General features: G+C 55.9%; 22 protein-coding genes. 7 read left to right on the forward strand and 15 right to left on the reverse strand.

Annotation, left to right across the window (positions count from 1 at the left end):
- Position 1: 1 nt before the first annotated feature.
- From DL239_RS17770 to DL239_RS17790, 5 genes are all read left to right on the forward strand, one after another.
- Positions 2-706, forward strand: coding sequence for an ATP12 family chaperone protein (locus DL239_RS17770; protein ID WP_167685447.1), 705 nt, complete (start codon positions 2-4; stop codon positions 704-706).
- Between the two features lie 230 nt (positions 707-936).
- Complete coding sequence (locus DL239_RS17775; RefSeq protein WP_167685448.1) at positions 937-1,953, forward strand: amino acid ABC transporter substrate-binding protein; 1,017 nt, start codon at positions 937-939, stop codon at positions 1,951-1,953.
- Positions 1,954-2,081: 128 nt separating this feature from the next.
- Positions 2,082-3,296: an amino acid ABC transporter permease gene (locus DL239_RS17780; protein WP_167685449.1), complete on the forward strand. Its 1,215-nt coding sequence runs from the start codon at positions 2,082-2,084 to the stop codon at positions 3,294-3,296.
- A 2-nt stretch (positions 3,297-3,298) separates the two neighbouring features.
- Positions 3,299-4,597 carry an amino acid ABC transporter permease gene (locus tag DL239_RS17785; RefSeq protein ID WP_167685450.1) on the forward strand — a complete coding sequence of 433 codons (1,299 nt, stop codon included), beginning with the start codon at positions 3,299-3,301 and terminating at the stop codon, positions 4,595-4,597.
- Between the two features lie 12 nt (positions 4,598-4,609).
- Positions 4,610-5,377 carry an amino acid ABC transporter ATP-binding protein gene (locus tag DL239_RS17790; protein WP_167685451.1) on the forward strand — a complete coding sequence of 256 codons (768 nt, stop codon included), beginning with the start codon at positions 4,610-4,612 and terminating at the stop codon, positions 5,375-5,377.
- Between the two features lie 59 nt (positions 5,378-5,436).
- Here DL239_RS17790 and DL239_RS17795 read toward each other — a convergent pair whose 3' ends face one another.
- The 5 genes from DL239_RS17795 to argB all read right to left on the reverse strand — a co-directional run bounded on the left by DL239_RS17795 (position 5,437) and on the right by argB (position 8,995).
- Positions 5,437-5,865 carry a GNAT family N-acetyltransferase gene (locus tag DL239_RS17795; RefSeq protein WP_167685452.1) on the reverse strand — a complete coding sequence of 143 codons (429 nt, stop codon included), beginning with the start codon at positions 5,863-5,865 and terminating at the stop codon, positions 5,437-5,439.
- Between the two features lie 221 nt (positions 5,866-6,086).
- Positions 6,087-6,584, reverse strand: a complete 498-nt coding sequence (locus DL239_RS17800; protein WP_167685453.1) for a SixA phosphatase family protein — start codon at positions 6,582-6,584, stop codon at positions 6,087-6,089.
- Entirely contained in the window at positions 6,581-7,240 is a 660-nt protein-coding gene (locus tag DL239_RS17805) for a ferredoxin (protein WP_167685454.1), read from the reverse strand. The genes DL239_RS17800 and DL239_RS17805 overlap by 4 nt, the downstream gene beginning before the upstream one ends.
- The gene (locus DL239_RS17810; protein WP_167685455.1) at positions 7,237-8,031 is read right to left on the reverse strand and encodes a sterol desaturase family protein; all 795 of its coding nucleotides are present in this window, start codon (positions 8,029-8,031) and stop codon (positions 7,237-7,239) included. Before DL239_RS17810 ends, DL239_RS17805 begins: the two co-directional genes overlap by 4 nt.
- Before the next feature lie 100 nt (positions 8,032-8,131).
- Positions 8,132-8,995 (reverse strand): acetylglutamate kinase, encoded by an 864-nt coding sequence (argB, locus tag DL239_RS17815; protein ID WP_167685456.1) that lies wholly within the window; start codon positions 8,993-8,995, stop codon positions 8,132-8,134.
- Positions 8,996-9,113: 118 nt separating this feature from the next.
- On the opposite strand from argB, the gene DL239_RS17820 reads away from it, so the two are divergent.
- Positions 9,114-9,842 (forward strand): SDR family NAD(P)-dependent oxidoreductase, encoded by a 729-nt coding sequence (locus DL239_RS17820; RefSeq protein WP_167685457.1) that lies wholly within the window; start codon positions 9,114-9,116, stop codon positions 9,840-9,842.
- 131 nt (positions 9,843-9,973) lie between these two features.
- On the opposite strand, the gene DL239_RS17825 is transcribed toward DL239_RS17820, so the two are convergent.
- The 10 genes from DL239_RS17825 to rpmH all read right to left on the reverse strand — a co-directional run bounded on the left by DL239_RS17825 (position 9,974) and on the right by rpmH (position 18,570).
- Positions 9,974-11,368 carry a PepSY-associated TM helix domain-containing protein gene (locus DL239_RS17825; RefSeq protein WP_167685458.1) on the reverse strand — a complete coding sequence of 465 codons (1,395 nt, stop codon included), beginning with the start codon at positions 11,366-11,368 and terminating at the stop codon, positions 9,974-9,976.
- A gap of 77 nt (positions 11,369-11,445) precedes the next feature.
- On the reverse strand, positions 11,446-11,793 hold the full coding sequence (locus DL239_RS17830; RefSeq protein ID WP_206188514.1) for a DUF2946 family protein: 348 nt from the start codon (positions 11,791-11,793) through the stop codon (positions 11,446-11,448).
- Between the two features lie 12 nt (positions 11,794-11,805).
- Entirely contained in the window at positions 11,806-12,456 is a 651-nt protein-coding gene (yihA, locus tag DL239_RS17835) for a ribosome biogenesis GTP-binding protein YihA/YsxC (RefSeq protein ID WP_167685459.1), read from the reverse strand.
- On the reverse strand, positions 12,456-13,193 hold the full coding sequence (locus DL239_RS17840; protein WP_167685460.1) for an MOSC domain-containing protein: 738 nt from the start codon (positions 13,191-13,193) through the stop codon (positions 12,456-12,458). Before DL239_RS17840 ends, yihA begins: the two co-directional genes overlap by 1 nt.
- Positions 13,190-14,995 carry a membrane protein insertase YidC gene (gene yidC, locus DL239_RS17845; protein WP_167685461.1) on the reverse strand — a complete coding sequence of 602 codons (1,806 nt, stop codon included), beginning with the start codon at positions 14,993-14,995 and terminating at the stop codon, positions 13,190-13,192. Before yidC ends, DL239_RS17840 begins: the two co-directional genes overlap by 4 nt.
- 123 nt (positions 14,996-15,118) lie before the next feature.
- Complete coding sequence (locus DL239_RS17850) at positions 15,119-16,663, reverse strand: putative bifunctional diguanylate cyclase/phosphodiesterase (protein ID WP_167685462.1); 1,545 nt, start codon at positions 16,661-16,663, stop codon at positions 15,119-15,121.
- Between the two features lie 70 nt (positions 16,664-16,733).
- A complete protein-coding gene (ttcA, locus tag DL239_RS17855) occupies positions 16,734-17,630 on the reverse strand; it encodes a tRNA 2-thiocytidine(32) synthetase TtcA (RefSeq protein WP_167685463.1) in 897 nt (298 codons plus the stop codon).
- Between the two features lie 62 nt (positions 17,631-17,692).
- Positions 17,693-17,935: a membrane protein insertion efficiency factor YidD gene (yidD, locus tag DL239_RS17860; protein WP_167685464.1), complete on the reverse strand. Its 243-nt coding sequence runs from the start codon at positions 17,933-17,935 to the stop codon at positions 17,693-17,695.
- 46 nt (positions 17,936-17,981) lie between these two features.
- On the reverse strand, positions 17,982-18,311 hold the full coding sequence (gene rnpA, locus DL239_RS17865; protein WP_167685465.1) for a ribonuclease P protein component: 330 nt from the start codon (positions 18,309-18,311) through the stop codon (positions 17,982-17,984).
- 124 nt (positions 18,312-18,435) lie between these two features.
- Positions 18,436-18,570 carry a 50S ribosomal protein L34 gene (gene rpmH, locus DL239_RS17870; protein ID WP_127747158.1) on the reverse strand — a complete coding sequence of 45 codons (135 nt, stop codon included), beginning with the start codon at positions 18,568-18,570 and terminating at the stop codon, positions 18,436-18,438.
- 381 nt (positions 18,571-18,951) lie between these two features.
- Between rpmH and DL239_RS17875 the strand changes: the two genes are divergently transcribed.
- Positions 18,952-19,683, forward strand: a complete 732-nt coding sequence (locus DL239_RS17875) for a TVP38/TMEM64 family protein (RefSeq protein ID WP_167685466.1) — start codon at positions 18,952-18,954, stop codon at positions 19,681-19,683.
- Position 19,684: the final 1 nt, after the last annotated feature.

The raw sequence follows: 19,684 nt of genomic DNA on the forward strand, positions 1-19,684 counted from the left end.
GATGAGCACATGGAAGCAAAAGCGATTCTGGGAACAGGTTACCGTGACCGAATCAGCAGGGCGATTCGCTGTCGAATTGGACGGTCGAAAGGTCAAAACACCGGCAAAAGCAGGACTGATTCTACCGACTCGCGCCATGGCCGAGGCAATTGCCGCGGAATGGATGGCCCAAGAGGATGCGGTTAACCCGCATACGATGCCATTTACCCGTTCTGCGAATGCGGCACTGGATAAAGTTCAGCTTCAGCACAACGAAGTCGCCGACATGTTGGCCGAATACGGCGATTCCGATTTGCTGTGTTACCGGGCCGATAGCCCGGTGGAACTGGTTCAGCGACAGAGCGACGAATGGGATCCGGCGTTGGATTGGGCTGCGTCAGAGTTGAACGCAAGACTGCAAACCCGACAGGGCATCCAGCATCAACGACAGGATGCAGAGGTCCTGAAAGGCCTACAAGCTAGGGTGCGAGCGCTATCAGCGTTCCAATTGGCGGCCTTTCACGATCTCGTTAGCATGTCGGGCTCACTCATTCTGGGCTTTGCTGCAGCCGCCGGATGGCGCGGTGCTGATGAAATCTGGACGCTGTCACGTTTGGATGAGACATGGCAGGAAGAGCAGTGGGGGCCAGACGACGAGGCGCAAGCCGAAGCCGAAATCAAACGTCAGGCCTTTCTTCATGCCAAGAAATTCTACGATTTTTCTTGACGACGCAGTCGATTGAAAAGTCGCAGATTTGCGACATCGGGTATCATTGAAATTCTGAAAGTTCACTATTCGATCATCTAATTTCGTGAACCTGCACTTGACGTTTGTTGATGAATTAGCCCAAGCTAAGCAACGAATTGGAAAGATATCCAAATTCACTTAAAGTTTCGGCATTGCTGGTGTCGGATAAAAACCGTCCACAAGGGCGGAACCATCAGGAAGAGGTAAAAATGAAAAAAACCGTATTTTTAGGCGCACTGACTGTAGCCGGTCTGGCTGCTGGCGTAGCCGCTGCTGGTACACTTGACGACGTCAAAGCCCGCGGTAAACTGAACTGCGGCGTAACCACCGGTCTGGTTGGTTTTGCTGCTCCCGACGCAAACGGCGAATGGGCTGGCTTTGACGTTTCGATCTGCCGTGCTGTTGCTGCTGCCGTTCTGGGTGACCCGAGCGCTGTTGAGTTCGTTCCAACAACTGGTAAGACACGCTTCACAGCGCTGGCTTCTGGCGAGATCGACATGCTGGCTCGTAACACCACATGGACATTCTCTCGTGACGTCGACCTGAAGTTCACCTTTGTTGGTGTGAACTACTACGATGGTCAGGGCTTCATGGTTCCAAAGGACCTGGGTGTTTCCTCGGCTAAAGAACTGGACGGCGCTACTGTTTGTATCCAAACTGGTACAACAACCGAGCTGAACCTGGCGGACTTCTTCCGTTCGAACAACATCAGCTACGAGCCGGTTCCAATCGAAACCAATGCTGAAGCTCAGCAGCAGTACCTGGCTGGCGCTTGCGACGTGTACACCACAGACGCATCTGGCCTGGCTGCTACTCGTGCGACTTTCGAAGCACCAGCTGACCACGTTCTGCTGCCAGAAATCATCTCCAAGGAGCCTCTGGGCCCATTGGTACGCCACGGCGACAACGAGTGGGGCGATGTTGTTCGCTGGACTCTGAACGCAATGGTTACAGCTGAAGAGCTGGGTGTGACTTCGGCAAACATCGCTGAGATGTCCGCTGGCACAGACAACCCAGAAATCAACCGTCTGCTGGGTACCGAAGGTACTCTGGGCGAGATGCTGGGTCTGTCGGCTGACTGGGGCAAGAACGCCATCATGGCTGGCGGCAACTACGGTGAAGTCTTTGCCAAGAACATCGGCGAAGAAACACCAATCGGTCTGGCCCGTGGTCTGAACGCACAGTGGACAAACGGCGGCCTGCTGTACTCGCCACCGTTCCGCTAAGAACCGCAAGGTCAAGGGCGCAGGTAACCCCTGCGCCCTTTTCCTATCTGCAATACAAACTCGATCACAGGAAGTGGGGACAAACCCTGCTCAGATAAGATCGAGGGAGTCACGGGGATCATTATATTATGACCACTATAACCGACCCGCCGCAGGGGTCGTTCCGGCTGTCGATGCTGTTGAGCGACACGCGCTACCGATCTTTGACGCTTCAGGCCATTGCGGCCATTTGTTTGGCGTTGGCGATCTGGTACCTAGGCAACAATGTTGCCAAGAACCTAGCTAAACTTGGACTGAACATTGATTTTGGGTTCTTGGGCGTTCCAGCTGGGTACGACATCAATCAGAGATTGATTGAGTACACCAGCCAATCCACCAACCTTCGGGCGGCGTTTGTAGGTATTCTGAACACGCTTTTAGTCGCGTTCCTTGCCTGTACACTGGCGACGATCTTTGGGGTTCTTGCTGGGGTTCTACGCCTGTCCAACAACTGGATCGTCTCCAAACTGATGGCGGTTTATGTTGAACTATTCCGCAATATTCCGGTGCTGATCTGGATTGTGATCATCTTTACGATCATGACCGCGGTTCTTCCCGGGCCGCGCGCATTCCGGGGCGATGAAGCCACGGCCAGCATGCTGTTTGATGCCTTTGCATTTACAAACCGCGGTATTTACCTGCCCGCTCCCGTTTGGGGCGCTGGGTCGATGGTTGTGGTTGTCACCTTCTTGCTGTCCATCGTGGGCGTCATTGGGTACCGCCGTTACGCGACCAAGCTGCTGTATGACACCGGCCGGATGCTTCCAACATTTCTGCCAAGCCTGGCGATCTTCTTTTTGCCAACAATCCTGATGTTCTTCATCATGGGGATGCCAATTGGCTTGGAATATCCAGAGCTTAAAGGCTTCAATTTCAAAGGCGGCATCAAAATTGGTGGGCCACTGATTGCGATCTGGTTTGCCCTGTCCATTTATACCGGTGCTTTCATTGCTGAAAACGTGCGTGCAGGTATTCAGGCTGTGTCCAAAGGCCAAACTGAAGCTGCTGCAGCTTTGGGCCTGCGTTCCGGTCGGATCATGAGCCTCGTTGTACTGCCTCAGGCACTGCGGGTTATCATTCCGCCACTGATCTCGAACTACCTGAACATTACCAAAAACTCGTCTTTGGCGATTTTGGTGGGCTATGCCGACGTAACGGCCACACTGGGCGGGATCACCCTGAACCAGACCGGTCGTGCCATCGAATGTGTTCTATTGCTGATGTTGTTCTATCTCGTCATCTCGCTGAGCATCTCCGCTGTGATCAACGTCTACAACAATGCAATTAAGTTGAAGGAGCGGTGAGCATGTCTGATCAGACAAATAACTCAGTTGCCTTCGTGCGCACCGAAGAAGTGCCATCTATGCCACCGCCCTATACGGCGTCTGGTCCGGTAAAGTGGGCGCGCGACAACCTGTTTTCAACTCCTGCAAACAGTGTTCTGACCATTGTTGCGCTCTATGTGATCTACATGATCCTGAGCGGCACAATGCCTTGGGTTCTGAATGGGATTTGGGATTCGCCTAGCCTATCGGCGTGTCGCGAAATTCTTGACGGTAAGTCAGGCGCTTGTTTTGCCGTCTTGACCGAACGGTGGAACCAATTGCTGTTTGGGTTCAAATATCCGGTAGATCTCTACTGGCGGCCAACAATTGCCTTTGTGCTGTTTTTCTTTGCAGCCGCTCCGGTATTGTTCTTCGACCTGCCGCGCAAGCTGCTGATCTTTACTGGCCTTTACCCATTTATCGCTTTCTGGCTGATCTGGGGCGGAGAGATTGGTACGCCAATTACTGCGCTCATTGGTGTTGCCGTGGGTTATCTGGTCTACAGCCGCTTGGTTGCTAGCAACTTTGCCCTTGGTTTCTTTAGCGGAATCGCTGCGGCTTTTGTCGTCTGGTTGGTGGTCGGGGCTGTATTGCCGACCGGCATGATTGAAGAAGGCTCTATGCGTTCGGTGCCATCTCGCGATTTGGGCGGCTTCATGCTGAACATGATGCTGGGTGTAACCTGTGTGTCCTTGTCGGTGCCCATTGGCATTGCATTGGCGCTTGGACGTCAGTCGGACATGCCGCTGATCAAATACATCTGCGTTGTCTTCATCGAGTTCATCCGTGGCGTTCCACTGATCACTTTGCTGTTTGTAGCCAGTGTCATGTTGGCATATTTCTTCCCGCCCGAAGCAACAGTTGATCTGTTTCTGCGTGTGGTGATCATGATCACATTGTTCTCGGCGGCCTATATTGCCGAGGTGGTCCGTGGTGGTTTGGCAGCATTGCCGAAAGGCCAGTACGAGGCGGCTGACTCTCTTGGGTTGGACTATGCGCAAAGTATGCGGCTTATCATTCTGCCTCAGGCGCTGAAGATCTCCATTCCTGGCATCGTGAACGTTGCTGTTGGCCTGTTCAAAGATACCACGCTGGTGTCGGTCATTTCGATGTTCGATCTGGTGGGCATGATCCGTGGTCCTATTCTGGCGTCTACCGACTGGAATGGCGTCTATTGGGAACTCTTTGGTTTCGCCGCACTTCTCTTCTTTGTCGTGTGTTACGGCATCTCACAATATTCGCAGTGGCTGGAACGCCGTCTTGCGACAGATCACCGATAAGGGGGCCGGACTATGGCTGAACAATCAAAACTGCAGGTGCTCGACGAAGTCGCGATCACTATTCAGAACATGAACAAGTGGTATGGTTCGTTCCATGTGCTGCGGGATATCAACCTGACCGTTAACCGTGGCGAGCGGATTGTTATCTGTGGACCATCGGGCTCGGGTAAATCGACTCTGATCCGCTGCATCAACGCCCTTGAGGAGCATCAGCAGGGCAGCATCGAAGTCGATGGCACCCTGTTGTCATCTGACCTCAAGAACGTTGACAAAATCCGTCGCGAAGTTGGCATGTGCTTCCAGCACTTCAACCTGTTCCCGCATCTGTCCATTTTGGATAACCTGACTTTGGCTCCGATCTGGGTGCGTAAAACACCCAAGAAAGAAGCGGAAGAAGTGGCAATGCACTTCCTGGAAAAGGTTAAAATTCCGGATCAGGCTCTGAAATTCCCCGGTCAGCTATCTGGTGGTCAGCAGCAGCGTGTGGCGATTGCCCGTTCGCTGTGCATGAAGCCGCGTATCATGCTGTTTGATGAACCAACATCGGCGCTGGATCCGGAGATGATCAAAGAGGTGCTCGACACCATGATCGAGCTGGCCGAAGAGGGCATGACCATGCTCTGCGTGACCCACGAGATGGGCTTTGCCCGTCAGGTGGCGAACCGCGTGATCTTTATGGATGCGGGTCAGATTGTGGAACAGAACGAACCAGAAGAGTTCTTCAACAACCCGCAAAGCGAACGTACGCAGCTGTTCCTGAGCCAGATCCTGGGTCACTAAATAGCCGTTACTAAAAGACAGATAGGCCCCCGGGAAACCGGGGGCCTTTTTTGTTCGTGTTAGCTAGGCGTAAAGCTCAGTTCCAAGACCTTGTGGCCAAAGAACGGATCTACCTTTTCGGCCCCCTCTATAAAGCCGTAGCTTTTGTAGAAGTTCCGACCGATTTGGTTGTCTGTGAAGACTTCCAGGCAAAGATTGCCCTTAATCTCAACAGCTTTGTCCATCAGTGCTTTGCCGATGCGCTTGCCTTGATGACTGGGCCTAAGGAATAGGCCGCCAACTTGGTTTTCGATCAGTGAGATAAAGCCAATGGGTTGGCCGTTTTGCTCAGCGATGTGGGTTTCAGCCATGTCCAGAAAATGATCACGGATCATTGCCGCAGCTTGATCCAATTGATCGGAAGTCAGAAACGGATGGGCCTGACTGCTGGATTCTCGCCAGATTGAAAGCACAGCGGATTTGTCGTTGGAATGGTAGGGTCTGATCATTGTCAGAGTGTCCTTTAGAGATTGCCATAAGGGCAAAATGTCGTGAAATTTTGATGTGGCACACTTAGCAAGTCACCTGCCGGAACATGGCGGGTGATGTTTTGATAAGTAGCAAAGGGGCCAATGTTGGCCCCAACTTCAACGGGACATAAAATCTCCAGGACTGTCATCGACAGCTTAGCAGAAGGAAGCAAAGTTATTCAAGACTCAGAGAAACGGGGTTAGGCTGCCTCCAGCTCGCCTGGTACAACAAAATCCACCAATTTTCCTGTCCCTCGTTCCAGCTTGCTCCACTTGGGAATGTCGAATTCCAGTATCAGCGTACTGCCAGTGGGGTAGTTGTAGAACCGTGGGTGGTCAGGGGCATTTCGGGTCATTTCCATAGCAAAGGAGCCGACGCTTGGGTTGTGGCCCAAGATCATGGTGCAGGGCCGCTCCGCCTCTTTGAGAACCTGGAAAATGATATTGGCATGGGCCTGATAAAGCCGTTCCACAAAAACGGCCGGAGCAGAGAGCTGCATCCGCTCATAGGTTTCACGGGTGCGCTGTGAGGGTGAAGATATCACCTGATCAGGGACATGACCTTGTCGTCGTAACCAATCACCCAGCGCAGTGGCTGCGTGGCGGCCCCGGCTTGTCAGAGGGCGTGCATGGTCGCTGGGCGCAGTACTGTCCCAAGCGGATTTGGCGTGGCGGGTCAGAATCAATGTGCAGGTCATATGGAGTGAAAATAGCTCATATGATGCGAATTTTGCGAAAAATCTCGACTTGCTCCCAAACTGAGCGGACAAGCGCGCCTTGCCCTGCAGCCCTGCGCCATACAGTCAGCGCCTTCTGGGCTGTCCAGATGACTGTGGCAGGCCTGCAGGTCGTAGGGGCCGCCATCAGTAAAAGCAGCGACAGGGCAAGCGGTTAGACATGATTTTTGGATGCATGTTTTGCAAGGAGATTGGGGCAGAATAGGGGGCGGAATGTCGAATTCGTCGTCGAAATGCAGGGCACCACGAAAAGAGATCATAAGCCCCACTTTATCGTGCACGAGCATCTGCGAAGGCGAGGTAAAGGCCCGGCCAGAGGCTAGTGCCCAGTTGATAAAGGGGGCAAAAGGTGGCCCGCCGAAGGGAAAATAGGGTGTCGCGGCGAATCGCTTTGCCAGTTTTTCGACTACCCGAAGGGACCAGCGGTCTACGGGATCCGGCTCAGCATCGAGATACTCAGCCGAGGCTGTGAACGTCGACCAGAACGACCCGGCAGTGCCAAGCAGGATCAGTGTACCGTCCGTCAGGTTGGCAGCGGGACTACGGCGCGGGTGAAGGCTGCCGTGGATTTCCAACCCCTCAGCTTGAACGGCTGTATCCAGTTGCTCAAAAGTCATTGGCGTTTGAACGGCAGCAGTAGGCTCCAGCCCAACCGGGCAGGGCGGTCATCCTGCCATATCAGGCCGACGGTCATCTGCTGGTGTCCCTTGGAGGGCTGCGCGATATAGGTTCCAAACAGACGGTCCCAGATCGACAGGGCAAAGCCATAGTTGCTGTCATGCTCAGAACGAAGGGTCGAGTGGTGCACGCGGTGCATGTCTGGCGTGACCAGAACCCACCGCAGGGTGCGATCAATGGATAGTGGCAGGCGCAAATTGGAATGGTTGAACAATGCGGTTCCGTTCAGCAAGATCTCAAACAACACCACAGCCATGGCAGAGGGCCCGAGCGCGTAGACAAGGCCGATCTTGAGCAGCATGGACAGGGCAATTTCCACCGGGTGAAACCGCACCGCAGTGGTGACGTCCATATCGCGGTCGGCGTGGTGCACCCGGTGCAATCGCCAAAGTATTGGAAGCTTGTGAGTGATCAGGTGTTGCAGCCAGATCGCCAGATCGAGGATGAGGATCGCCAACACGAATTCAAGCGCCACTGGCAGGCTGGTCGCGTTAAACAATCCGATCCCATTGGCCTGAGCGTTCAGTGCCGCGCCAACGGCCAGCAGTGGTAGGCCAATGGCCATGGTGTGCAGGGTCAGCGTGTTGAGGCAGGTGATCAACAGGTTGGTCAGCCATCGCCCCTTGCGTGGTTGTTGTCGGGGGCGACGGGGGGCCAGGTGCTCGGCGCAGGCAAATAGGGCAAACAGGCCGAGGAAAATGCTAAGGCGAAGGGTGGTTTCGTTTTCCATGCATTCAGAAATGCGCATGTGAATGCGAAACGCAAGCGTGTTAGGAACACGTTGTTGTCAAAAACCGACGGATGGCGGGATTTTCACCCGCCGAACCGGTTTAGTCAGGGCGGATCATCGACCCGGCGCCATGCAGTGTGAACAGCTCGAGCAGGACCGAGTTCTGCACCCGGCCGTCAACAATAGTACAGGCGCGCACGCCATTGCGTACCGCTTGCAGTGCGGTTTCGGTCTTGGGGATCATGCCGCCTGCAATCACACCGCTGCGGGTCATGTCCTCGACGTCGGTCGCCTTTAGCTCTGTCACGACTTCGCCGTCGCCGTTTTTGACTCCGGCAACATCCGTCAACAGCAGCAACCGGTCAGCTGCAAGCGCCGAAGCAATGGCCCCGGCGGCGGTATCGCCGTTGATGTTGAACGTCTCGCCATCGCGACCCGAACCAATTGGCGCGATCACCGGGATCATGTCTTTTTCAAAAAGGTGATGCAGCACTGACGGGTCCATGTCGGCAGGTGTACCTACAAAGCCGAGGTCAGGATTGGTTTGGTCGCAGGTGATCAGGTTGGCATCTTTACCGGACAGGCCAACACCCATTCCACCCTGGCGGTTGATCGCCTGCACGATGCGCTTGTTGACCACGCCGGACAGAACCATTTCCACCACGTTCATAGTGGCCTTGTCGGTGACACGCTTGCCGTTCACAAACTCGGATTTGATTTCCAGCTTGTCCAGCATGGCGTTGATCATCGGGCCGCCACCGTGGACGATGACCGGGTTTACCCCAACCTGACGCAGCAGCACGACATCACGAGCAAAGGTATCCATCGCCTCGTCGCTGCCCATGGCGTGACCGCCCAGTTTGATCACGACAATGGCGCCGTCATACCGCTGAAGGTACGGCAGTGCGCTGGAGAGTGTGGCGGCGGTGGCAATCCAATCGCGGTTCATATCTTGTTTCTTCATATATGGCGTCCCTTTGAGCGCATCGTTACGCGGTTCTGGCTTCTGTGCCAAGTGTTGCGTTGCGGCTGGGGACTGCGGTGTTAGGGTTGGCACGACTTTCAAAGCTGAGGACCGGCAAATGCGCCAAAAGACATTGCTGCTGACAGGGGCCAGCCGCGGGATCGGTCATGCCACCGTGCGCCGCTTTAACAGCGAAGGCTGGCGGGTCATCACCTGCTCGCGTAATCCATTTCCTGTGGAATGCCCCTGGGGTGGCGGGCAGGAAAACCACATTGAAGTCGATCTGGGGGACCCTGCAGGCACCATCAATGCGGTAGGCGCGATTCAGGAGCTGCTGGACGGGCCTCTGGATGCGCTGGTGAACAATGCCGGCATTTCCCCCAAGGGCCCCAATGGCGAGCGTCTGAGCACGCTGGACACCGACCTGATGGACTGGGGGAAGGTGTTCCACGTCAACTTCTTTGCCTCGGTGGTGTTGGCACGCGGGCTGAAGGATGAGCTGGCGGCCGCCAAAGGATCAGTCGTCAATGTGACGTCCATTGCGGGCAGCCGGGTGCATCCCTTTGCTGGCGCCGCCTATGCCACGTCCAAGGCCGCTCTGGCGGCGCTGACGCGTGAGATGGCGCACGACTTTGGCCCCTTGGGTGTGCGGGTCAATGCGATCGCACCGGGAGAGGTGGAAACGGCGATTCTATCACCGGGTACGGACAAGATTGTCAGGAAGCTGCCGATGCAGCGTCTGGGTCAGCCTGAGGAAGTCGCGGCTGCGATCTTCTTCCTGTGTTCGAAGGACAGTTCCTACATCTCGGGGGCCGAGATTGAGGTGAACGGCGCCCAGCACGTTTGATTTTGGGACAGCCTGAAAGCCAGTCCGCGCCTGACCTTCCCCCCGGGAAGGCGCTTTGCACCTCCCCAAGGTCAGGCGCGGACTTTAATTTGACTGGGCCCCGGAGCTTATTCCGAGGCCCGTTCGGGGATTTAAGACAGCACGCGTTTCACCATTGGGATCGTGCCAAGTATCAACACGTCAAAGGCAAGCACGGCCAGCAGGGTCAACCCCAGCAAAGGCACCGCCAATGATGTCAGCAAGCAGATCAACGCTGCACCTTTCCATAGCGGCATGTCCGCAGGGGCAGGCGGGGCGGCAAGACGACCGGCACCAGCAGGACGACGTTTCACCCACATCACCACACCTGACACACAGACAAAGATGACCATCAGGCAGAACAGCAGGTTCAGCACAAAGCTCCAGGTGCCCATCAGGCCCATGTGCAGCGGAATGCTGACCGCCATGGCTTTGCCCATCCACGAGTAGTCCTCATAGTTCACATCGGCCAGAATTTTACCGGTGTGCTGATCGATGTGAATGGTGCGGTCCACAAACGGATCATCGCTGTCGCCGCTCATGCTGTCACGGTTGATGGTCCAGACACCGTCTTCACCACTGGGATAGGCCACGCGGAACCGGCCCTCCATTCCCAGCATACGGCCCAGGATGACGACGCTGTCGATGTTGACGGCGGTATCACCCGGAATGCCAGTCAGGCCAGCGTCAGAGCCTGAGGCGGGCATTGGTGTTAACTCCAGCGCCCAGGGCACATCGTTGGTTGCGCCGTGGTTCATGCTGGCGTGGATACTGTCTGACAGCGGAACATTGTCCCACTTTTCAGCCGGGAAGCTGGACCAGGGTTGCACAAACTTGCCGCCCCAAATGCCAGCCCAAGACAGGCCGGAGATCAGGAAGGTGACCAGCAACAGAGAAATCCAAAAGCCAACAACGGCGTGCAGGTTCTTCCACAGGGCGCGACCACGGGCCTTTAGGTTAGGGACCAGCACGCTGGTGTCGCCACCGCGTGGCCACCACATGTACAGCCCGGTCAGAACCAGAACGAGGCCAAGGCCAGCAGCGATTTCGATCAACCGGTCGCCTGTGTCGCCGATCAATAAGGTCGAGTGGATGTTGTCAGCAAAGTCGTACCACCCGGCGCGACGATCCCAGGTGCTGATGACATCACCAGTGTATTGGTTCACAGCGACAAGGCGCTGACCGGCCTCGGTCTTGATGCGGATGACGGTGGCCAGATCGGGGGCTTTGGGGCCGATCCATTCGCTGACGGTGCCAGGAACCTCGACCAGCGCAGCTTCGGACAGTTGGGTGATGCTGAGTGCTGTTTCACCCTGATCAATTGCGATCGTCTCACCGTCACGGCCGTCAAACTGGGTGATCAGCATCATCATGATACCGGTTACGGCCAGCATGATTAGGAACGGGATAACATATAGCCCAGCATAGAAATGCCAGCGCCAGACGGCGAAGTAGAGTTTCTCGGATAGCGAGCGGGCAGGGCCCGTGGTTTGGCTGTCGATTGCCATTGGGTAGTCTCTCCATATCGGAACAGATGCCGGACGCCATGGACGCCGGACAAAAAGGTATTGGAATGTTCAGAAAGTCAGGAGAGAGCGGGCGGGCCGCGGGCATCATAGCGCCAGTGGAAACCGGCGGTGTAATGGGTGAAGGGTTCGTCTGCCCAGCGGTCGCTGAGCAGAGAGGTAACGGGCAGGGCTGGAATATTGTCCGGGATCAGAGCTGCGGTTGTCAGCGCCGTAAACGGACAACTACGGTCATCCATCTGTTCTGCAGGCGCGGTATCACCACCTAGATCAACCCACTGTTCCTGCGTGCCGTCAGTGGTACAGATCACCAGAAGAACTTTGCCGTCAGACCCGCTCGCAGGCATCCAGCCCGCCGGGATCAACCCGGCCAGCATGATCGCCAGCAGCACTAGATAGGACAGCATTCGCTTCACTGGTTAGACAAGCCCAACGATAATGGAACGCAGGGTGGCAATGCCGTCGCCCTTTTCAGATGAGGTCATCACCATTTCAGGATAGGCGGCCGGGTGGTTGGCCAGCTTGCTGCGCACTTGGTTCAGCATGGCGTCACGGTCCTTGTCTTTGACCTTGTCCATTTTGGTCAGCACGCACTGAAAGGTCACCGCCGAGCTGTCGAGCAGCGACATGATTTCTTCGTCCACCGGTTTTACCCCATGGCGACCATCGATCAATACAAAGGCCCGGCGTAGGGTCTGGCGACCGGACAGGTACTGTTTCAGCAAGCGCTGCCATTTTTCCACGACAGGCAGCGGCGCATTGGCATAGCCATAGCCGGGAAGGTCGACCAGATAGTGGTCAGGGCCCTGGGTGAAATAGTTGATTTCCTGCGTACGGCCCGGTGTGTTGGACGCGCGTGCCAGACCCTTGGTGCCGGTCAGCGCGTTGATCAGGCTGGACTTGCCCACGTTGGACCGCCCGGCAAAGCAGACCTCCATCCGGTCAGCAGGCGGCAGGCCAGACATCGCCACCACACCTTTGACAAACTCGGACTCGCTCGCAAACATCTTGCGGCCTTTTTCGGCTGTGAAGTCATCGGGCGTTTCGGCCAGGGTAAATTGAATTTGCATCAGAGCACCTCAAACGTGTCGCCAACGGCAACATCGCCATCATTTTGGACCACGGCAAGAATGCCGAAATCGGTGTGGCCCCAATGTTCACGCAGGGCCTTGAGCGTGTTTGCGTCGCGTTCACCAGTATCCGGGTTGGCCTCGGTGGCGCGGCAGCGCGTGATCCGGTCGATCACTTTCAGGCGCACATCGCCAATTTTCAGCTCGCGGTCAATCCAGTCGAACTCTTCGAATGGCGTATTGCCATCAATCCAGAGGTTGCCGCGGAAACGGCGCGGGTCAAGTGTTTGACCGAGTTTTTCACCCAGCGCATTGAGCGAGCTGAGAGACATGATGGAGATGGCCGAGGTTTCAACATCTGCCATGCCGCCATCGGGCGACTTGATCAGTGTATGCGGAGCTGAGCGCTCGGCCGGATAGATTGCGTTGATCCAGTCCACCAGCTTGGCGCTGTCGGTTTCTGGATTGATCGTGATCGCATCCTGTTTAGGGTGCTTCAGCGTGATCAACTTACCGTTGGTCGTGGCTGTGACACCCATCAGTTCAGGACCATAACAGCCACGCGCAAAATTACGGCAATGCTGCCACCCGCCGGTGTCTGTCGACGTACCTGTGAGCAAGGCCCAGGCACGGTCCAACGGCAAAGGCCCGCCTGCATTCAGGCGGACCTCTGTTAGTGGTTCGGCCCCGATCGCTTTGATCGGGTGCCGCCATATTTGTGCAACTTCGTGCGTCATTTTTTGTCCGTCTTTGGCGTGCGTTTGAAGCCCGACTTAATGTTGCCGAAGATGTCAGGGGTGTAGCCCTGACTGCGCATGATCAGGTACTGCTGCGTGAATGTGATCGTGTTGTTGGCGATCCAGTACACAACCAGACCCGACGCAAAACCACCCAGCATGAACATGAATACCCATGGCATCCAGGCAAAGATCATCTGCTGTGTTGGATCTGTCGGTGCCGGGTTCAGCTTTTGCTGCAGGAACATCGAAATACCAAGCAGCAGCGGCAGAATACCGATGAAGACCAGTGCTACCATGGTTCCCGCTTCGGGGCCGCCCCAAGGCAGGAGACCAAACAGGTTCATGATCGAGGTTGGGTCTGGCGCACTCAGATCCTGGAAGGGACCAAAGAATGCGGCATGACGCAGTTCGATTGTGACAAAGATCACCTTGTACAGCGAGAAGAAGATCGGGATCTGTAACAGGATCGGCAGACAGCCCGCAGCGGGGTTTACCTTTTCCTTTTTGTACAGCTCCATCATACCCTTCTGAATAGCCTGACGGTCGTCGCCAGCCTTTTTCTTCAGCTCTTCCATCTGCGGCTGCAGTTCCTTCATCTTGGCCATCGAAACGTAGGATTTATAGGCCAGAGGGAACAGGATTGCCTTGATGATCAAGGTTAGTGCGATGATCGACCAGCCCATGTTGCCAATCAGTTGGTTCAGGTTGTGCAGCAACCAGAAGATCGGCTTGGTCAGGAAGAAGAACCAGCCCCAGTCGATGCTGTCGATAAACCCGGATACGCCGGCTTTCTCGTAGTCACCAATTGTTGCCCATTCCTTGGCACCGGCGAACAGACGGGTTGTCACCTCGGCGGACTGACCTGCGGCGACCGTCATTGTCGGCAGAACTGCGTTGGTCTGGTAGATGCCGCGGTTTTCGTCGAACTTGGCAACCGAGCGGAAGGCCTGGCCAGCGTCTGGTATCAGTGTCGACATCCAGAAGTGATCGGTAAAGCCGATCCAACCGTCTTGTGTGACTTCAGTGACGTTTGTGTAAGAACCATCACGGGGATCGACTTCATAGTCTTCCATGTTGCCGTATTTGGTCTCGTCCAGCTCGCCGTCGGCCATGCCAACGACACCTTCGTGCAGAATGAAGAAGTTCTTCAGGTCTGACGGCAGGCCATGACGGGCAAGGGTGCCGTAAGGGGCCAAAGATACTGCGTTACCGCTGCTGTTTTGTACTGACTGGGTGATGTCGAACATATAGTCCTCATCAACCGAAATGGTGCGGCTAAAGATCAGGCCGTTGCCGTTGTCCCATGTCAGGGTGACCGGAGTGTCCGGTGTCAGCGTGGCATCAGCCGGGGCAGACCAGATTGTGTTGGCACCGGGAACATCCGCGATGGTCAGACCGGCGCTTGGGGCCCATCCGTACAAAGCGTAGTAGGCGTTTTCTTCACCGACGGGTGACAGCATTTTGACGATTTCTGCATCGTCATCCAGCGAGACACGGTAGTCCTTGAGCGCGAGATCGTCGATCCGACCGCCCTGCAGCGAAATGCTGCCGGAAACGCGGGGTGTGTCGATGGAGACACGCGGCGCTTGGGGGGCTTCGACTTCTTCTGGCTGGGCTGCCGATGTGGCATCGCCGCTGGCGATTGGCGCCAAGGCGGTGTCACCTGTGGCCGCAGTTTCGGTCACCGTAGGCTCAACCTGGGGTGAGGGCTCTGGCGGTGGGAAAAACGTATACCAGCCGAGGATCACCAGGAAGCTGAGCACGGTTGCGAGTATTAGATTCTTGTTCTGATCGTCCATTTGGGACTGCAACCTTGTATATGGAATTACAGGGTGTGGTTCAACAGAGGTGAACCCCAAAGGTCAAGCAGATTCGAGGGTATTGGGGCGTCATACCGCCCCAAATGGTAAATTCAAACGGGATTAGCTACGTTGTTTGCCGATGACCGGGGCGTCTTGCAGCTTGGCCTGATGCGCTGTGATCCAGTCCAGTGTCTGATCAAACGGCATAGGGCGACCAATGCCAAAGCCCTGAACATGGTCACAGCCCAGCTGTGCCAGCAGCGCGTGTTCGCCCACGGTTTCCACACCTTCGGCCAGGGTTTCCAGATCCAGCCGTTCAGCCATGGTCAGGATCGCGCCGATCAGTTTTTGCTGTTCTGGGTCGCGGTCGGCCTTCATCACAAATGAGCGATCGATCTTGATGCGCGAGATATTGAAGCGACGGACCGAGGCAATGGATGCATGACCAGTTCCAAAATCATCCAGATCGATCTGACAGCCAAGTTCGCCCAGACCAGAGATGTTCCGGGTGATGATGTCGTCAGGTGAATCGCTGACCACGGTTTCCAGAATTTCGACAGACAGCCGGTTGGCAGGCAGTTCAAACCGCTCCATTTCCCATTTAATGCGTTCCACCAGACCGGGGTTCTTCAACTCGTCCGTTGCGAAGTTGACGCCTACTGTTGGCACCTCAACACCGGCAGCATCCCATGCCTTAAGCGCCGTCAGGGCGTGATACAGCATGACCTGACTCAGTTGCTCCATCAGGCCGGCCTCTTGCAATGCGGGCAGGAAGGTTGCGGGCGGGATCATGCCGTGTACTGGGTGTGACCAACGCGCCAGTGCCTCAAAACCGCTGACCTTGCCAGTATCGGTTGAGATCTGAGGTTGGAACCAAGGTTGAATTTGCCCACCTTCCAGTGCAGCGGCAGCATCGTCGCGCAGGTCAGTGCGGGCCTTGGTGCGGCGGTGAATGTCATTTGAATATGCGCGGATGCCTGACGGGCCGTTATGCTGAGCCTCGGCCAATGCAGCTGTTGCAGCGTCGAACCATTCGGTTGCGCTGTGGCCAGGGGCACGGCTGCGCATGCAGAAGCCGATTGAACAGGACTGGTAAACCGATGCCCCATCAAGCGAGATCGGATCTTCGATTGAGCTTTGGAGGCGTCCTGCCAGTTGGACAGTCAGTTCCAGATCAAGCTGTTGCACTGGAGTCAGGCAAATAGCGAACTTGCTGTCGCCAATTCGGGCAACGGTATCTTTGTCGCGCAGGGTTTCGATGATTCTTTCACCGCAGCGGTGCACAATGGAATCACCGGCGGATTGGCCGTGCCGGGCGACAAGTTCTTTGAAGTCATCAATTTCTAAAACTAACACTGCGCTACGCAAGCTGGTGTCGTCGGTTTCACTGTGGACTTGGTCTAGCACCATTTCAAAACCGTCACGCAAAAGCATGCCAGTAACGCTGTCGCGTGGGATATAGGATGCTTTGGCATTGCCAAACACACCTAAGGCCGCAAACAAAACAGGCATTCCAAGGGCAACGGTGAGCAATGCTACCTCGCCGCCCAGCCAGAATGTCGCAAGGGTCACAGCGGGAAGAAAGGCGAGTACAGGAGGACCCAGCAAAACCGGAGCGATTTTGCGTCGAATTCGCATCAGGTGACCTGAATTCGGATGGAGCATAAATTGACCTTTCGCCTAAACGCAAACGACGCGTTGAGGCGAGAATAGGCCCATTGTTCTGACTCGACGGTTAACGCAGAGCGGGAATCTCGTCGAAATTATCTTTTGAATCGGTGTTTTTTAGCCCCAGACCCAGAAAATCAAACAACTTTGGGTCTAACAGGTGTGACGGCCGGGCATTCATCAGCGCGCGGAACATCACTTGGCGGCGACCGGGGCTGTTTGATTCCCACCCGTCGAGAATCTGTTTTACCTGCTGACGTTGCAGCCCATCCTGACTGCCACATAAGTCACAGGGGATGATGGGATAGTTCATCGCTCGGGCAAACTTGTCGCAGTCGGCCTCGGCCACGTGGGCTAGTGGGCGGAAAACAAACAGATCTCCCTCTTCATTCACCAGTTTGGGTGGCATAGTCGCCAAGCGTCCGCCGTGAAACAGGTTCATGAAAAAGGTTTCTAGGATGTCGTCACGATGGTGGCCCAGTATAACGGCGTTGCAGCCCTCTTCGCGGGCAACGCGGTACAGGTTGCCACGGCGCAGGCGGGAACAAAGGGCGCAGAATGTGCGGCCGGCGGGGACCTTGTCCATTACGACACTATAAGTGTCTTGATATTCGATTCGATGGGGGACGCCCATTTTCTCAAGGAACTCGGGCAGAACCGTGGCGGGAAAGCCGGGTTGGCCCTGATCCAGATTGCAGGCAAGCAGATCAACAGGCAGCAAGCCGCGCCACTTTAGTTCGTACAGAACCGCGAGCAGGGTATAGCTGTCTTTGCCGCCGGACAGGCAGACCAGCCATTTCTGCGGCTTGGCGCCGGGATCACGGGCGCCTTGCTCGATCATGCCGTATTGCTCGATCGCCTCGCGGGTGTAACGCACGATGCGTTTGCGCAGCTTTTTAAACTCGGTTGTCGAGGGCGCGCCGGCAAACAGCGGGTGAATATCGTCAAGGTCTGTATCAAGCATGTCGGCCCCCTAGCGGTTGGCGGTCAATTTGCCAAGGAAAATCCTGACTGCCAGGGGCCGGATCAAGGGTGCTTGTCATCTTGGGGATCGGGCACCGGGTCATAGCCATCGCGACCAAGGGGGTGACAACGCCCAATGCGTTTGGCAGCCAGCCAGCTGCCTTTTACTGCGCCATGTTTTTCAAGCGCCTCTAGGGCGTAGGCCGAACAGGTCGGCTGATAGCGACAATTAAAGCCAACCCAAGGGCTGAAGATCAGCCGGTAGGCGCGTACGGGCAGGGCGATGATATGGGCCAGAGGGTTCATAGGGGGTAGATAGGGGTAAGGACACGCGTAGAAAAGGCGGCAGGTGTCATTTGCTGTGGATCTTTTTCAGGGCGTAGACCAGATCGCTTTGCAATTGTTCAAACGGCCGCGCGGCGGTTTCAGTGGCACGGCCGATCAATACGTAGTCCCAGCCGGGTTTGCCGTGACTGGCCAGCACGATTCGTGCGACTTCACGCAGGCGACGTTTGGCCCGGTTGCGGGCGACGGCATTGCCGACCTTTTTGGAGCAGGTGAACCCAACGCGGACGCCATCGTCGTCGTGGCGATTGCGGCCCTGTACCATCATGCCCTTGCTGCCTTGCCGACGGGCGCGGGCAGCGGCAAGAAATTCACTGCGTTTTGAGAAAACCTGCATTTTGACCTGTCGCTACACGTTAGGGTTATACAAACGGAAACCGCCGGAGGCGTGTTCCAAGGTTGGCAATGCCATCCGTGGGGCCTCCGGCGGTTTGAAATCCGTCAGAAAACTGAGTGCGCTCTTATGCGCTCAGTTCTTTGCGTCCGTGTGCACGACGTGCATTCAGGATCTTGCGGCCTGCCTTGGTGGCCATGCGCGCACGGAAACCGTGGCGACGTTTACGAACCAGGTTCGAAGGCTGAAAGGTGCGTTTCATCGCTCCGGTCTCCATCTAAAATTGTCGAAGGCATACAAAAGCCCCCGAGGTGTCTATCTCGAGCCCGGTCATTAGAAGGGATTGGCGGGCGAGTCAAACCCTGAGGGGCGGGTTTTCTGTCTGAATGCAAAGTTTTTGCCTGAAAATTGCACAGAGTATTGGGAAGAAGTGGTTTCTAGGGACGGAAATGTCCAGCAACGAATTGCCAAAGGACAGCGCCTGACCCTGGGTGGGGGCAAAGCGCCCTCCCGTGTGCGAAAGCCTGAAACCATTCTCACAATTCGGGCCGCTCTGGTAACTGGAGCGTGATCATGGTGCAGCTTCACTCGCCTCGCCCTTAATTTGTGGGTAGCAAGGTGGCGAAGTGGAGACTGAAGACTGATGAGTGAAGCACCCGACTTAGCGAAACATCCTATAATTCGGCACCTGCCATTGCTGTTCGTACTCAGCGTGGCGGTGATCGGGGCCTTAACCCTGCGGGAGTACCTGAGTTTCGACACCCTGCGCGACAATCGCGAATCGCTGTTGGCGTACCGGGATCAGAATTTCCTTGGGCTGGCTGTGGTTTTTATCGGGGTCTACATCGTCATCGTTGCGTTCTCGTTGCCCGGTGCTGCGGTGGCTTCGGTTACTGGCGGGTTTCTGTTTGGGCTGTTCGCGGGGACTGTATTCAACATCACAGCAGCCACCATTGGCGCAGCGGCTATCTTTCTTGCGGCACGTTGGGGGCTGGGCGAAATGCTGACGGCCAAGTTAGAGGCATCCGAAGGTCGAATGCAGGCATTCAAGAACGGATTGCGTGAAAATGAGGTCTCGGTGCTGTTGTTGATTCGGCTAGTGCCTGCGGTGCCGTTTTTTGTGGCCAATCTGTTGCCGGCCTTGGTGGGGGTTAAATTCCGTACGTTTCTGTGGACCACGGCTATTGGTATCATTCCGGGTGGCATCGTCTTTACCTGGATTGGTGTGGGGCTGGGCGAAGTGTTTGACCGGGGCGGCGACCCGGATCTGAGCCTGCTCTGGGAACCGCATATCATCGGCCCTATATTGGCGCTGAGTGCGCTGGCGGCGCTGCCCATCCTGATCAACACCCTGCGTGGCAAGAAAGAGATCTGAG

This window comes from Parasedimentitalea denitrificans (assembly GCF_011813015.1).
Classification (GTDB): domain Bacteria; phylum Pseudomonadota; class Alphaproteobacteria; order Rhodobacterales; family Rhodobacteraceae; genus Parasedimentitalea; species Parasedimentitalea denitrificans.

Excerpts from the sequence above, each read along its gene's own strand:
- DL239_RS17770 (WP_167685447.1), top strand. The coding sequence starts at position 2 with ATGAGCACATGGAAGCAAAAGCGATTCTGGGAACAGGTTACCGTGACC.
- DL239_RS17775 (WP_167685448.1), top strand. The coding sequence starts at position 937 with ATGAAAAAAACCGTATTTTTAGGCGCACTGACTGTAGCCGGTCTGGCT.
- DL239_RS17780 (WP_167685449.1), top strand. The coding sequence starts at position 2,082 with ATGACCACTATAACCGACCCGCCGCAGGGGTCGTTCCGGCTGTCGATG.
- DL239_RS17785 (WP_167685450.1), top strand. The coding sequence starts at position 3,299 with ATGTCTGATCAGACAAATAACTCAGTTGCCTTCGTGCGCACCGAAGAA.
- DL239_RS17790 (WP_167685451.1), top strand. The coding sequence starts at position 4,610 with ATGGCTGAACAATCAAAACTGCAGGTGCTCGACGAAGTCGCGATCACT.
- DL239_RS17795 (WP_167685452.1), bottom strand. The coding sequence starts at position 5,865 with ATGATCAGACCCTACCATTCCAACGACAAATCCGCTGTGCTTTCAATC.
- DL239_RS17800 (WP_167685453.1), bottom strand. The coding sequence starts at position 6,584 with ATGACCTGCACATTGATTCTGACCCGCCACGCCAAATCCGCTTGGGAC.
- DL239_RS17805 (WP_167685454.1), bottom strand. The coding sequence starts at position 7,240 with ATGACTTTTGAGCAACTGGATACAGCCGTTCAAGCTGAGGGGTTGGAA.
- DL239_RS17810 (WP_167685455.1), bottom strand. The coding sequence starts at position 8,031 with ATGGAAAACGAAACCACCCTTCGCCTTAGCATTTTCCTCGGCCTGTTT.
- argB (WP_167685456.1), bottom strand. The coding sequence starts at position 8,995 with ATGAAGAAACAAGATATGAACCGCGATTGGATTGCCACCGCCGCCACA.
- DL239_RS17820 (WP_167685457.1), top strand. The coding sequence starts at position 9,114 with ATGCGCCAAAAGACATTGCTGCTGACAGGGGCCAGCCGCGGGATCGGT.
- DL239_RS17825 (WP_167685458.1), bottom strand. The coding sequence starts at position 11,368 with ATGGCAATCGACAGCCAAACCACGGGCCCTGCCCGCTCGCTATCCGAG.
- DL239_RS17830 (WP_206188514.1), bottom strand. The coding sequence starts at position 11,793 with ATGCTGTCCTATCTAGTGCTGCTGGCGATCATGCTGGCCGGGTTGATC.
- yihA (WP_167685459.1), bottom strand. The coding sequence starts at position 12,456 with ATGCAAATTCAATTTACCCTGGCCGAAACGCCCGATGACTTCACAGCC.
- DL239_RS17840 (WP_167685460.1), bottom strand. The coding sequence starts at position 13,193 with ATGACGCACGAAGTTGCACAAATATGGCGGCACCCGATCAAAGCGATC.
- yidC (WP_167685461.1), bottom strand. The coding sequence starts at position 14,995 with ATGGACGATCAGAACAAGAATCTAATACTCGCAACCGTGCTCAGCTTC.
- DL239_RS17850 (WP_167685462.1), bottom strand. The coding sequence starts at position 16,663 with ATGCTCCATCCGAATTCAGGTCACCTGATGCGAATTCGACGCAAAATC.
- ttcA (WP_167685463.1), bottom strand. The coding sequence starts at position 17,630 with ATGCTTGATACAGACCTTGACGATATTCACCCGCTGTTTGCCGGCGCG.
- yidD (WP_167685464.1), bottom strand. The coding sequence starts at position 17,935 with ATGAACCCTCTGGCCCATATCATCGCCCTGCCCGTACGCGCCTACCGG.
- rnpA (WP_167685465.1), bottom strand. The coding sequence starts at position 18,311 with ATGCAGGTTTTCTCAAAACGCAGTGAATTTCTTGCCGCTGCCCGCGCC.
- rpmH (WP_127747158.1), bottom strand. The coding sequence starts at position 18,570 with ATGAAACGCACCTTTCAGCCTTCGAACCTGGTTCGTAAACGTCGCCAC.
- DL239_RS17875 (WP_167685466.1), top strand. The coding sequence starts at position 18,952 with ATGAGTGAAGCACCCGACTTAGCGAAACATCCTATAATTCGGCACCTG.